Genomic DNA, 12,849 nt, shown 5'->3' on the forward strand with positions numbered 1-12,849 from the left:
GACGCGCGGGCTCCTAGTCGTGGTCCTCGGGGGCGGCGCACGACTCCCACCAGGGGTCCTGGTGCGCGGCGACGACCTCGTCGACGTCGTTGTCGCTCAGCTGGATCCGCGTCCCGACGCGCGGGGCGACCATGCGCACGCCATGTTCAGCGGCTGCCCGTCGCGCCCAGCGGATCGGCTCGCTCCACCAGTGGGTCGCGAGGTTGAAGGTGGCCCAGTGGATGGGCAGCAGGACCGCGTCGGTCTCGCCCTTGTTGACGTCGAGGTGCGCCTCGATCGCCTCGGCGGGGTTGAGGTGGATGTCAGGCCAGTGCACGCTGTAGGCGCCGATCGGGATGATCGTGAGGTCGAACGGCCCGAGGTCGGCACCGATGTCGGCGTAGCGGTGGGTCGGCCCCGAGTCGCCTCCGAAGAAGACGGCGTGGCGCGGCCCCCGCAGCGACCACGCGGCCCAGAGGGTCTGGTTGCGCACGAACCCGCGTCCCGAGAAGTGCCGGGCCTCGGAGCACGTGATGCGGATGCCCGCGATCTCGGTCTCCTCGCGCCAGTCGAGGCTCGTGATGCGCCCGATGGGCACGCCCCACGCCAGCAGGTGGGCGTCGACCCCGAGCGGCACGACGTAGTGCGGGCGGTGGGTGCGCTCGAGCTGCCGGATCGACGGCTCGTCGAGGTGGTCGTAGTGGTCGTGGCTGATGACGACCGCGTCGAGGTGCGGGATCTCGGCGATGCGGCCCGGGACCGGGTGCAGGCGCTTCGGGCCCGCGACGACCGACGGCGAGGCGCGCCTGCCGAAGACGGGGTCGAGCAGGAAGCGCCGCCCGTCGAGCTCGACGACGCTCGTCGCGTGGCCGTACCACGTGACCGCCAGGTCGGCGGGCTCATGGGGGTGCCGGGGCGTCACGAGCGGGACGGTGCCCCGCGGTCGGCCGCGGCCGAACTCGCGGACCATCGTCGTCAGCATGCTGCCCGGGCCCTCGGCCTCGGACGTCGCGACGACGTGCGTGGGCTCGTGGGAGCGGAACTCGCCGTCGCGGTAGTTCGGCGACGCGGTCGCGCGCTGATGCTGGGCGGCGGTCGACGCACCCATCCGTCGGAGGATCGGGAGCTGCACGGGCTTCTCCTGCCTGTCGTGCCTCGCGGCTCGGGCGGCCACGCGGGTGCGGGCTGCCGTCATTCTCGTCCAGCGTCGGACGGGGCGCCCGAGTTCCCGACCGTCAGTCACGGTCCTCGGGCGCCGCGCACTCCTCCCACCACGGCTCGGCGTGGGCGGCCGCGACGCTGACTGCGTCACCGGTCGTGAGGTCGACGCGCTCGCCGACGCGAGGGAAGGCGACGGGGACCCGCGCCTCGACCGCGGCCCGGCGGATGCGGCGTACGGGCTCGGCCCACCAGTGCATCGAGAGGTTGAAGGTGGCCCAGTGGATCGGGATGAGGAGGGACTCGCGCGCGGCCGTCTGCACGGTGCGGGTCGTCTCGGTGGGATCGCCCTCCTCGTGGGTGCCACCCGGGGTGTCGATGCGCTGGTCGCCCTCGATGAAGTCGTCGGCCACGCCGGCTGCGTCCTCGGTGAGGGCGTGGGCCTCGTCGCCGATGCGGTTGACGTCGCGGTGGGCGGCGAGGGCCTGCTCCGGGTCCATGTGGATGTCGGGCCAGAACGAGTCGTAGGCCCCGACCGGCATGAGGGTCACGTCGAAGGGGCCGAGGTCCGCGCCGATCGCCGCGAAGCGCTTCGACGTGCCCGAGTCCCCGGCGAAGTAGGCCGTGTGCCGGGGACCGTGCAGGGCCCAACCGGCCCACAGCGTCTGGCTGTCGACGAGCCCGCGCCCGGAGTTGTGCCGCGCCTCGGTGCACGTGAGCCGGATCCCGGCGACCTCGGTCTCGCCGCGCCAGTCGAGCGCGGTGATGCGCGACTCCGGCACGCCCCAGGCGAGCAGGTGGGCGTTGACGCCGAGGGGCACGACGTAGTGCGGCCGGTGCGTCTCCTCGAGCCGGACGATCGACGGCTGGTCGAGGTGGTCGTAGTGGTCGTGGCTGATGAGGACGGCGTCGATGCCGGGCAGGTCGGCGATCGACCCCGGGACCGGGTGCATCCGTTTCGGCCCGGAGTGCCGGATCGGCGAGACGCGCTCGCTGAAGACGGGGTCGATGAGGAAGCGGGCGCCGTCGATCTCGAGGACGCTCGTGGCGTGGCCGTACCACGTGACGGCGAGCTCGCCCGGCTGCCGGGGCGGCTTCGCGGGGAGCACCGGCACGGTGCCCGTGGGCCGGCCGCGGCCGCTGACCCGGATGGCCGCGAGCAGGGCGCTCGTCTGGGCCTTGACCCGCGGACGCAGCGACGGCTCCTCGCCCTCGAAGCGGCGGTTCGTGAAGTTCGGGGAGTCCTGGACGAACGGCAGGATCGCCGCGGGCGAGGCGCCCATCCGGTGCATGACCCGCACGAACTGGCGTGATCGGCTGCGTGACGAGACCTTCTCGATGGCGTGCGAGACGGCACGGACGGACGGGCGGTCGGAGGTTCCGAGGCTACGCATCGGGCACCTTTCAGCGAGGGGTGAGCAGTGGGGTGAACGTACCCCGCTTCAAGTCTGCGTCATCATGGTGTTGACATGACACCACAGTGGTGTCATAGTGATGCACATGGACATCACCGAGTACGTCGACGCACTGCGTCGGGATCTCGCCCAGGCGGCCAGGGCGATGGGTCCGGAGACCGAGCAGGCCGCCGAGCGGATCGGTTTCGCGCTCGACTCATCAGCACGGCTGGCTCTCATGGACGCCCTCTCGCACGCTGCGGCCGAGATCACCAACGAGCTCGACGGCACGTCCGTCGAGGTCCGCCTCCAGGGCCGCGAGCCCGTCTTCGTCGTCGTCGGAGCCGGCCCGTCGGCCCTCGCTGATGACACGCAGGCGATCGACACCACTGACACCACGGTGGTGTCACCCGAGGACGAGGGCGCCGAGACGTCGCGGATCACGCTGCGCCTCCCGGAGGCCCTCAAGGTCCGGGCCGAGGAGCTCGCGACCAGCCGCGGCCAGTCGCTCAACACGTGGATCGTCAACGCGGTCCGCGCCGCCACCGGGAGCGGCGTCCCGCCGATGCCCGGCTTCCCGCCGATGCCGCCCGGCCCGCAGTTCGGGCCCGGCGCCCCCGGCCGCAACCGCTCCTCCAACAAGCGCGTGCAGGGCTGGGTCCGATGACCCCGTCCGACCGACCAACGACCACCACCGAGCAAAGGGGACTTCCCATGGGCACCACCCTCGAGACCCGCTTCGACACGACGGGTCCCATCACCCTCAAGGCCGAGCTCCTCGTCGGCGACCTGACGCTGACCGTCGGCACCGGTCCGACGACGACCGTCCGCCTGCACCCGCACGGCAAGCACGGCGCCGAGATCGCCGAGAAGTTCACGGTCGAGGCCCACGGCAACGACGTGTCCGTCCTGGCGCCGAAGCTGCGCGACAGCTTCTTCTCCCTCGGCACCAAGGGCTCGGTCGACGTCGAGGTCGAGCTGCCCGCGTCGAGCACGGTCGATGCCAAGACCGGTGCCGGCGACATCACGGCGGCCGGGCTGCTCGGCGAGGTCCGCGCCGCCACCGGCGCCGGTGACCTCACCTTCCACGAGGTGGGCTCGGCCCGGCTCAAGTCCGGCTCCGGCGACATCGCGCTCCAGTCGGCGAGCGGCGACCTCGACGCCAAGACCGGCTCGGGCGACATCACCGTCGGCACGGGTGGCGGGCGCCTCGACCTCACGTCGGGCAGCGGGGACATCTCCCTGCGGCGCTCCGACGCGGCCGTCAAGGCGAAGACCGGCTCCGGCGACCTCCACATCGGCGCCTCCACCGGCGACCTCGAGCTGACGACCGGCACGGGTGACGTCCAGCTCGACGGCGTGCACGGCGGCGAGGTGCGGGCCAGGACCGGCACGGGCGACGTCACCATCGCCGTCGCCCACGGGGTCGCGGCCTACCTCGACCTCAACACCGTCACCGGCGACGTCGACATCGACCTCGAGGAGACCTCGGGCCCCGGGGACGCCGAGGCCCAGGCACGTCTCGTCGTGCACTCCGGCAGCGGCGACATCCGGGTCAAGCGGGCGCAGGTGAGCCTCGCATGAGCACCGGGACCCTGAGCCTGTCGCCGCAGGAGGCGATCGCCCGCGACCGCATCGTCGAGCGCGTCGCCGCCCGCCACCACGCCCCCAAGGTGGGTCGCACCCGCCGGCACGTCCGGGCCGCGCTCCTGCTGCGCAGCCTCGCCGAGCGGCTCGACCCCACGTCCGAGCGTCCCGGGCGCGCCGACCTGCGCGTCGTGCCCGCCCCGCACGCCGGCAGCCCGCGCCCCTGGAGCGCTGCACCCCGTCGGGCCCCGCACCGGCACAGCTGAACCCATCCCTCCCCACGGAGCCCGTCGACACCCGTCGGCGGGCTCCGTGCGTCTGCGCCCCGCGGGTGCGTGGCACCATCGGAGGATGTACGTGCCCACGGCGAACGCCATGGCCGACCCCGACGTCACGGCCTTTCTCGCGGCCCATCCGGTCGCACGCCTCGTGACCGTCGGGCCCGACGGTCGTCCTGACTCCACCCTGCTGCCCGTCATCGTCGACGGCGACCGCGTCGTCGGCCACCTCGCCAGGGCCAACGACCACTGGGCGCGCATCGCGCCCGGGTCGCCGGGACTCGTCGTCGTGGGCGGTGCCGACGCGTACGTCTCACCGGGGTGGTACGCCACCAAGGCCGAGCACGGACGCGTCGTGCCGACGTGGAACTACACCGAGGTGCAGCTGCGTGGCACCATGACCGTCCACGACGACCCCGACTGGGTGCTCGACGTCGTCACCCGGCTCACCGAGCGCCACGAGTCCGGGCGCGAGCTGCCGTGGTCCGTCGACGACGCCCCGCCGAAGTACGTCCGCGGGCGGTTGCGCGCCATCGTCGGCATCGAGGTCGTCGTCGAGTCGGTCGAGGGCAAGGCCAAGCTGAGCCAGAACCGGTCGGACGCCGACCGTGAGGGAGCGATCGCCGGCATGCGAGCCGAGGGTGCCGGCGCCGCGCTCGCGGTGGCCGACGAGATGGAGCGCGCCCTCCGGGGCTGAACGCCTCTGCGGCACAACGCCGCCCAGCCCATGCCGGACGCATCACCCGTGCACAGACGCCCCACAGGTGCCGACGCGAACGTGGGGACATGGACACGACACCCCGCCCCGGAACCGCTCCCTCGACCTTCCGTGCCACGCTCCGTCGTGGCCTCGGCGCCGCCGGCGCGGCCGTCGCCGTCGCCTTCGTCGGCACCACGGCCCTGGGCGCCGGGGAGGCGCACGCCGCAGGCGTCGCCGGCGGCCTGACTCCCGTCCGCACGGCGTCCGCGCCGACGCCGCACCCGCACCGCCACCACGCGGCTCACCCGGCCAACCTGCCGGCGGCCACGACCACGGCCTACCGCTACTCGTTCCGCGACGGCCAGCTCATCCGTCTCTGACCGCTCGTCCTCGGCCCGGCCGTCAGTGCGACGGGTCGAGCCAGGCGTGCACGAGCGGCACCACCGAGGCGCCCTCGCCGCTCGCCGACGCCACGCGCTTCATCGAGCCCGCGCGGATGTCGCCCGCCGCGAAGACGCCTTGGACCGTCGTCTCGAGGCTCTCGGGCGGCAGGCCGTCGCGCCACCGGTCCTGCGGCACGTCGCGGCCGGTCAGGACGAAGCCTCGCTCGTCACGGACCACCGCGTCGGGCAACCAGTCGCAGTGCGGCGCCGCACCGATGAGCAGGAAGAGGCCGCGGCACTCACGCCTCTCCTGCGTGCCGTCGGCGGTGTTGCGCACCGTGACCCACCCGAGCCGGCCTTCCTCGCCCGGCCCGCCCTCGACGACCTCCGAGCAGGCGAGGACGGAGATCCGGGGGTTGTAGGCGATCTCGCCGACGAGGTAGCTCGACATCGTCTCGGCTAGCGTCGCGCGGCGCACGAGGATCGTGACCGTCCGGGCGAAGCGGGCCAGGTGGATCGCCGCCTGCCCCGCCGAGTTGCCGCCACCGACGACGACGACGTCGGCCCCCTCCATCTCGCGGGCCGCGGTCATGGCGCTGCCGTAGTGCACGCCGAGCCCGACGAGGCGCTCGATGCCCGGGGCGTCGAGGCGGCGGTACTTCACGCCGGCCGAGACGACGACGGCCCGCGCGAGCAGGTCACCGCCCTCGGTGCGGAGGCGGTGCGGTGCGGGGACGCCGTCGGCATCCACCTCGCCGGGCACGAGTGACGTCACCGGCCAGCCGGAGAAGAACTGCGTGCCGAAGCGGATCGCCTGGTTGCGCGCCCGCTGGGCGAGCCGCATACCGCTGATGCCCCTCGGGAAGCCGTTGCGGATCATCGACGACGTGCCCGCCTGTCCGCCGACGGCCTCCGCCTCGAGCACGACGGTGCTCAGCCCCTCGGACGACGCGTAGACGGCGGCGGCGAGACCCGCAGGGCCGGCTCCGACGATCGCGACGTCGACGACCCGGTCGACGTCGACGTCGGCCGGGCGACCGTAGATGGCGGACGCGACGTCGCGCACGCTCCGCGCGCTGCCGACCCGCTGGTTGAGGTCCATGAAGAGCGGGAACTCCGGCTCGCCGCCCTCGGCCGCCACGAGGGCGAGCACGTGCCGGCCCTTCTCGCTCTCGGGCGCGTAGACGCGGTTGGGCAGGCCCATCCGGTCGAGGTAGTCGCGGATGCTCAGGGTCAGGGCGTCCTCGACGGGCGAGACGATGGCAACCGCCACGACCTCGGGCTCGGCCACGGTCGAGCCCCAGTCGGACAGCAGCTCGCAGATGGCGGTGTGGAACTCCTCGTCGCGCGCACCCCGCGGCGCGAGGAGGTAGGCGTCGTACTTGCCCTTGGCCATGCCGCCGCGCAGTCGCTCGGCGTCCTCGCGGAAGCTGGAGACGTGGGCCGCGATGACACGTCGCGCGGTCGGCACGCTCGAGCGCCACCAGTGGAAGGCCTCGAGCACCTCGGCGTCGGGAAGGCGTGACTCGGTGACGAACATCGCCACCTGGCCGCCCTCGGCGACGACACGCTTCGCGGCCAGCTTCGCCTCGTGGGCGGAGGTCGCGGTGGGCAGCTCGTAGTCGCGGGCGTAGCGCCCGAACTCGTCGAGCAGCTCGTCGCAGCGGGTCTCGGACACGAGGATGATCGCCGGCTTCACCCTGACGATCCTAGGAGCCCCGGCCCTCCTGGAGTATGCCGTCGCCTCGGTCCGTGACGACCGTGACGTCGTCGGGTGCGCTGAGCACCTCGACGTCACCGTCGGCGGAGACGGCGAGGTCGACGCGGCCGCCGCAGAATCGCAGTCCCTCGACGCGGAGTGCCCCGTAGGGAGCCGGTCGCACTGGAGAGAGACGCAGCGTGCGGGTGGCCGCGTCGGGTCGCGGGCGGAGCGCCACGGTGAGCAGCGCGACGGCGGACGCGGCGGACCACGCCTGCGGCCGGCACGACGCCGGGTAGGGCGTCGGCGCGCCGGCCAGCGCGAGACCCGAGTAGAGCTCGGGCCAGCGGTAGGAGAAGGCCTCGGCCGACGCGAGCAGGGTCCGTGCGACCTCGCTGGCCTCGGCGCCGAATCCCTCACGGGACAAGCCGATCGCCGTGATCGCGGTGTCGTGGGTCCAGATCGAGCCGGTGTGGTAGCCGATGGGGTTGAAGCCGCCGTTGCCCGTGCCGAAGGTGCGGACCCCGAAGTCGTCGAGCAGCTCGGGGCCGGTGACGGTCGCGGCCACGGCCGCGGCCTCGGCCGGGGTCAGGGCGCCCGTGCCGAGCACGTGGCCCATGTTGGACCCGAGCCCGTCGACCGCTCGGCCCGCGCCGTCGAGGGCGATCGCGAGGTGGTGGCCCGCGTCGGTGTCGACCCAGAAGCGCTCACGCAGCCGGCCCTCGAGGGCCGTCGCCGCGGCGCCGGCGGCGTCGGCCTCGGTGCCGTCGTCACCGAGCGACCGGTGGAGGCGCGCGGCCGCGCGGAGGGCCTCGACGGCATACGCCTGCGCCTCGACGAGCGCGATGGGGGCGTCGGCGACCGTGCCGTCGCGCCACCGGATCGAGTCGCCGGAGTCCTTCCAGCCCTGGTTGGCCAGGCCGGTGCCGGACGTGTCGAGGTACTTGAGCAGGCCGTCGTCGTCGGGCTGGCCGTCGCCGGTCAGCCACGCGACGGCGGACCGGAGGGCCGGCAGCAGGATGCGCGCCCGCTCGGGCGGCAGCCCCCAGTCGCACGCCTCGGCGAGCAGGCAGACCCAGAGGGCGGTCGCGTCGACGGTGCCGTAGTAGACCTGCGGCAGCGTCATGCCCGTGGTCGTGTCGCGGTGCACGTGGCGGCGCAGCTCGTGCGGGATCTTGCCGGGCGCCTCGCCCGTGACGGGGTCGTGCGTCCTGCCCTGGCGTCGGGCGAGAGTGTGCAACGTGCCCTCGGCCAGCGCGGTGCCGAAGGGCAGCAGCATGCGTGCCGTCCAGATGGAGTCGCGGCCGAAGAGCGTGAGGTACCAAGGGGTTCCGGCTGCGGCGAAGACGTGCTCGGGCGACAGCGGGTCGCGCAGGACGAGGTGTCGCAGGTCGTCGAGGCCGTGCTCGACCGTGCGCGCGAGCCGGTGGTCCTGGGCGGTGACGCGCACGTCGTCCCAGGCCAGTGCGTCGGAGCCGGGATCGGCGTCGAAGGCGGAGGCCTGCAGCCGCTCGGTGGTGACGCGGAGGCAGACGGAGGCCGTGCGGCCGGGCTCGACGACGAGCGTCGTCTCGAGCGCGACGGAGCCGTCGTCTCCCGGCCGCACGGCCACGGTGGTGCCCGCCGGGAGCCCCTCGAGGGCGACGGTCGTGCGGTGCCAGTCGTCGGCGAGGACGAGGCCGTCGGCCGTCGCGGTGGCCGCGGTGGCGGGACCGCTGAGGTGGCCGGACTTCACGGCGCCGATGTCGAGACCGTCACCGGCGACGACGAGTCTCACGGGAGCGTGCACCGTCTGCGCGGCCCGCGAGGTGATGGCGACGTGCTCGGTGAGGGTGCGGGCGCCCGACCCGAGCAGGCGCCTGCTGCGGAGCACCTCCACGGTCGGGTCGGGGCCGGGGTTGCCCAGCCCGCGCGCGGCTGCGGCGTAGTCGGCGCCGGCACCCGACGCGCGCTCGGCCACGAAGGCCGGGGTCTCGCCGGCGACCTCGAGGCGCAGGGTGCCGAGGATGCGTCGGTCGTCGACGTAGAGCCCCTGGCTCGTGCCGGGCCGCACGTCACCCGAGCGGTCCGAGAGCACCGTCGCGTTCCCGTCGACGACGATGGACAGCTCGTGCAGCCAGGGCTGGCGAGGGGGGAGCGGCGCGTCGCGCTTGGATCGTCGGGCGTTGTTCTCGCCTGATGGAGCGGGGCTCCGGGGTGTCGACAGGGGGTGTAGCTCTTCGTCGATCTTCATATGGCTCAAGCCTGTGCGCCGGGTGAACCGGTACCTGATGTGCCAACCGCAGCAAACGATTCGGCAGAGAGGCGCATCGCACAATCAGCAACCAGGTTCCTGAACGCCTCGTAACGTTCAGACTTTCGCAGATTCAATGCATTCTCTATGACCAGATAGATGATGAGTAGCGCGCTGGCAATGGCCAAGGGCCAGCGAATGTAAAGCGGTGCGTCGACGACGGAAGCTATGACTGGGCCAGAAAGTGCGATCGGCACTATGCTCGCGCACAATATGTTCACTTCCACCTCTACAGAGTCGATGTTCAAAGGCGGCGCCATCCGGCGAAGCCATAGTTTGGCGTAGACGAAAGCTTCATCGAAATCTCTGTGTCGAAGGAGAGCGGAAGGTTGAGTCGGATTTAGAATCAGTCCCAACGCGGGGTGGAGTCGCAGGGCGTCCTGACACGCTGCGGCGCCAAAGCCATTCTTCAGCGAAACCTGAGCACCTTCACAAGTGTCGCCCTGCAACGCAGTCTTGAAGATCTTCTTCGCCATCCGTGAACTAACCGACTTGAGGGCTCTCGGGAGTCGCTTGTCGCCGGTCGTCGGCGGAGTCTCTATGCTTCTGATGATCCTAAACCCTAGAGCGCGCGCCGTGTAACCGACAATAAAGCTTAGGCCGACAGCGCCGGCAAGAAATAGCGAACCGAAAGAAGTGCTTCCTTCTAGGGCCTTCGAGATGGTTGGGATTTGGAAAGCTTGAGTCCTTGAAAGCCAGAGGATCAAGAGCGACAGAACTATTGCGCCGGGCGCCAAAACGCTTACTGCCATTACCAATATGTACAGCGCCAAACGACGCCATCCGGAATCATCGGCATCTAGCGCGCTCATGTGCCCTCCCAGGTGTCACTTTCGTGGACTTCTCCCTGCAGCCTATGTGCCATCCGGTCGCGTCTGTGCTTGAGGAGCCTCAGCACTGTTCCGTGTGAGCCGGAGAGTGAGCCAGAGGCGGTGCGCGGTGATGACGGCGAGGGCCCAGGCGAGGCCGATGAGCCAGCCGGCGAGCACGTCGGTGAGCCAGTGGTGCCCGAGGAAGACACGGGAGAGCCCCATCGTGAGGACGAAGATCGTGCCGAGCGTGATCGCGAGAGTGCGCTGCCAGGCTGCCGTCGTCTCGATGAGGACGAGGTAGACGACGATCGTCGTCAGCACCGTGGCGTTGAGGGTGTGGCCGCTCGGGAACGAGGGCGAGACCTCGAGCGGCGGCACGGCGAGCGAGGCCGGTGGCCGCGCGCGGTCGACGACGTTCTTGCCGACGATCGTCATGGCGAGCGACCCGGTCGCGGCGATGACGGTGAGGACGATCGGCGTCCACCGGCGACGACGCCACGTGATGATCGCGACGGCGACGAGGGCGAGGATCGGCATGCCGACCGGACCCCCGACGTCGGTGAAGGCCGTCACGGCGGAGTCGAGTGCGGGGGAGCGGAGCGTGATCGCCGCATCGAGCACCGGCTGGTCGACGGCCGTCAGCCCATCGCGCCCGACGACACCCTCGTAGACCGTCTCGATGCCCTCGACGAGGGCGACCATGACGACGAGAGCGATGACGGCGAAGACGACGAATGCCACGTGGGCGGAGGACCATGAGGCGACGCGCCGTGCGGCGGGGCGTGAGAGGCGGGCCAGGGCGGCGAAGACGTCGACGAGCCACCGGCCGAAGCGGGTGTGCCAGGCGGTGAGGTCGCGCGCCCCGATCGTGTCGTCCGGGGTCTGCGGGCGCGTGAGCTCTGGCATGCCCCATCCTTACCCATGAGCGGCCGTCCGGCCGCAGTGGTATGCCGTGCGGCACGTCCCATTGAGACGTAAACCATTGTGGGACAGTCGTTTTCGTGTGGACGACTCTTGAACGTCAATTCGAACACGTGTACGATTGAGGGTATGGAGCAGAGTCGGAGCGTGCAGCAGATCGAGCGGGACTGGGACCACGTCGCGTCCCTGGCCGCCGACCTGCACGACGCGCACGCCCGGCTCGTCGACCTCCTCGTCGCTGTCCTCGCGGACGGGTCGTGGCAGGCGGCGGGGCTGCGCTCGCCCGAGCACTGGCTGATGCTCCGGGCGGGGCTGTCGCGGGGCCAGGCGGCCTCCATCGTGCTGCTGGCCCGCCGGGCGCTGGAGCTGCCCGACACCGTCGCGGCGTTGCGGGAGGGACGGATCAGCCTGGACCAGGCCGCGGTCGTGGCCCGGCACACCCCGGCCGCGTTCGACACGAGCGTGGCCCAGTTCGCCCAGCACGCGACGGTGACCCAGCTGCAGCGCACCGTCACCCGCTACGACTTCACCCTCCAGCCCGACAGCGTCGACGACCGCGGCCGCGGCCTGCCCGGCGAGATCCCACCCGACGAAAGCAGTGGGGGCAGCGCGGACGGTCCGGGTGCGCAGGAGTCTGCGGGCGGTGAGGATGCTGCGGGCAGGGTCGTGGTCGGGCGCGAGCCGGTGCCGGTCGAGCCGGCGCACCTGAGCATGGGCCTCGACACCGACGGACGGTTCCGGCTGCGCTACGACGCCCCCGCCGAGGTCGGCGCCCTCGTCGAAGCCGCGCTCGCCGAGGCCAAGGACCACCTCTTCCACATTCTCAGCACCGACATCCATGGCGAGGTCAGCGACGAGGAGCGGCGGGTCCTGAACGGGGACGTGCTGCACCCGACGTGGAGCGAGACCGACGGCGGCCGGCCCCGCGTCACCTGGGCCGACGCCCTCGTCGTGCTGGCCACCCGCTCCCTCGACGCCGCCACGACAGGCATCGACGGAACGGGCGGGGCGGGTGGTGCTACTTCGGGTGGCGCTGCGCGGCGGGCGCGGTACCGGGTGCAGGTCCACCTCGACACCGACGGCGGCTGGCTCACCGGACGACCCCGCCTGCCCCAGACCATCGTGAACGGCCTCACCTGCGACGGCACCCTGACCCCCGTCTGGGAGACACAAGGGCACCCCGTCAACGTCGGGCGCACCCAACGCGTCGTCCCGCACCGCACCCGCGTCCTGGTCCTGGACCGCGACCGCGGCTGCCGCTTCCCCGGCTGCGGATCGACCCATCACCTCGAGATCCACCACCTGACCCACTGGCGCGACGGCGGACCCACCGACACCGGCAACCTGCTCGCCCTCTGTCCGTTCCACCACGACGGACACCACCGCGGCGAGCTCACGATCACCGGCGACCCCACCCGCCCCGACGGGCTGACCTTCCACACCGACACCGGCCTGCTCATCGGCCCACCCCAGAGACCACCCCGACAAGCACCCCGACTCGCCCCGGCCCCCGACCCCGACGAGCAGAAGCCGCCAGAACAGCCGGACCGGCGCAGACCACCCGCCCGACTCGGGCGGCGCTACCCCGCCGCCACCGGCGGCACCCTGCACCTGCACCTCGTCGACTTCACCCCGACCTGACCTG

12 protein-coding genes are annotated in these 12,849 nt (G+C 72.0%); 6 read left to right on the forward strand and 6 right to left on the reverse strand.

Translation table 11 applies throughout. The annotated features are described in order from the left end of the window. Window positions 1-13: 13 nt before the first annotated feature. Together H283_RS0103465 and H283_RS0103470 are read right to left on the reverse strand one after the other, a co-directional pair. Window positions 14-1,111 carry an MBL fold metallo-hydrolase gene (locus H283_RS0103465; protein WP_043648322.1) on the reverse strand — a complete coding sequence of 366 codons (1,098 nt, stop codon included), beginning with the start codon at window positions 1,109-1,111 and terminating at the stop codon, window positions 14-16. A gap of 103 nt (window positions 1,112-1,214) precedes the next feature. Beyond that, window positions 1,215-2,531: an MBL fold metallo-hydrolase gene (locus H283_RS0103470; protein ID WP_020142128.1), complete on the reverse strand. Its 1,317-nt coding sequence runs from the start codon at window positions 2,529-2,531 to the stop codon at window positions 1,215-1,217. Between the two features lie 106 nt (window positions 2,532-2,637). On the opposite strand from H283_RS0103470, the gene H283_RS23925 reads away from it, so the two are divergent. The 5 genes from H283_RS23925 (at window position 2,638) to H283_RS0103495 (ending at window position 5,476) form a co-directional block, all read left to right on the forward strand. After that, window positions 2,638-3,198 (forward strand): toxin-antitoxin system HicB family antitoxin, encoded by a 561-nt coding sequence (locus H283_RS23925; RefSeq protein ID WP_020142129.1) that lies wholly within the window; start codon window positions 2,638-2,640, stop codon window positions 3,196-3,198. 47 nt (window positions 3,199-3,245) lie between these two features. After that, the gene (locus H283_RS23930; protein WP_020142130.1) at window positions 3,246-4,115 is read left to right on the forward strand and encodes a DUF4097 family beta strand repeat-containing protein; all 870 of its coding nucleotides are present in this window, start codon (window positions 3,246-3,248) and stop codon (window positions 4,113-4,115) included. Continuing rightward, the gene (locus H283_RS0103485; RefSeq protein ID WP_020142131.1) at window positions 4,112-4,384 is read left to right on the forward strand and encodes a hypothetical protein; all 273 of its coding nucleotides are present in this window, start codon (window positions 4,112-4,114) and stop codon (window positions 4,382-4,384) included. Before H283_RS23930 ends, H283_RS0103485 begins: the two co-directional genes overlap by 4 nt. A gap of 85 nt (window positions 4,385-4,469) precedes the next feature. Further along, window positions 4,470-5,093, forward strand: a complete 624-nt coding sequence (locus H283_RS0103490; protein ID WP_020142132.1) for an FMN-binding negative transcriptional regulator — start codon at window positions 4,470-4,472, stop codon at window positions 5,091-5,093. 89 nt (window positions 5,094-5,182) lie between these two features. Next, the gene (locus H283_RS0103495; protein WP_020142133.1) at window positions 5,183-5,476 is read left to right on the forward strand and encodes a hypothetical protein; all 294 of its coding nucleotides are present in this window, start codon (window positions 5,183-5,185) and stop codon (window positions 5,474-5,476) included. A 22-nt stretch (window positions 5,477-5,498) separates the two neighbouring features. Here the strand turns inward: H283_RS0103495 and H283_RS0103500 are convergent, their stop codons facing one another. From H283_RS0103500 to H283_RS23940, 4 genes are read right to left on the reverse strand one after another with little or no spacing between them, the layout of a single operon-like run. Beyond that, the gene (locus H283_RS0103500; RefSeq protein ID WP_020142134.1) at window positions 5,499-7,178 is read right to left on the reverse strand and encodes an FAD-dependent oxidoreductase; all 1,680 of its coding nucleotides are present in this window, start codon (window positions 7,176-7,178) and stop codon (window positions 5,499-5,501) included. Window positions 7,179-7,188: 10 nt separating this feature from the next. Next, the gene (locus H283_RS23935) at window positions 7,189-9,411 is read right to left on the reverse strand and encodes a glycogen debranching N-terminal domain-containing protein (RefSeq protein ID WP_020142135.1); all 2,223 of its coding nucleotides are present in this window, start codon (window positions 9,409-9,411) and stop codon (window positions 7,189-7,191) included. Between the two features lie 5 nt (window positions 9,412-9,416). Beyond that, the gene (locus H283_RS27520) at window positions 9,417-10,283 is read right to left on the reverse strand and encodes a hypothetical protein (protein WP_156022940.1); all 867 of its coding nucleotides are present in this window, start codon (window positions 10,281-10,283) and stop codon (window positions 9,417-9,419) included. A gap of 42 nt (window positions 10,284-10,325) precedes the next feature. Beyond that, window positions 10,326-11,189: a phosphatase PAP2 family protein gene (locus H283_RS23940; RefSeq protein WP_020142136.1), complete on the reverse strand. Its 864-nt coding sequence runs from the start codon at window positions 11,187-11,189 to the stop codon at window positions 10,326-10,328. 144 nt (window positions 11,190-11,333) lie between these two features. On the opposite strand from H283_RS23940, the gene H283_RS0103515 reads away from it, so the two are divergent. Next, window positions 11,334-12,845: an HNH endonuclease signature motif containing protein gene (locus H283_RS0103515; protein ID WP_020142137.1), complete on the forward strand. Its 1,512-nt coding sequence runs from the start codon at window positions 11,334-11,336 to the stop codon at window positions 12,843-12,845. The last annotated feature ends 4 nt before the right edge of the window (window positions 12,846-12,849 follow it).

It is taken from the genome of Terracoccus sp. 273MFTsu3.1 (genome assembly GCF_000383675.1).
Classification (GTDB): Bacteria; Actinomycetota; Actinomycetes; order Actinomycetales; family Dermatophilaceae; genus Terrabacter.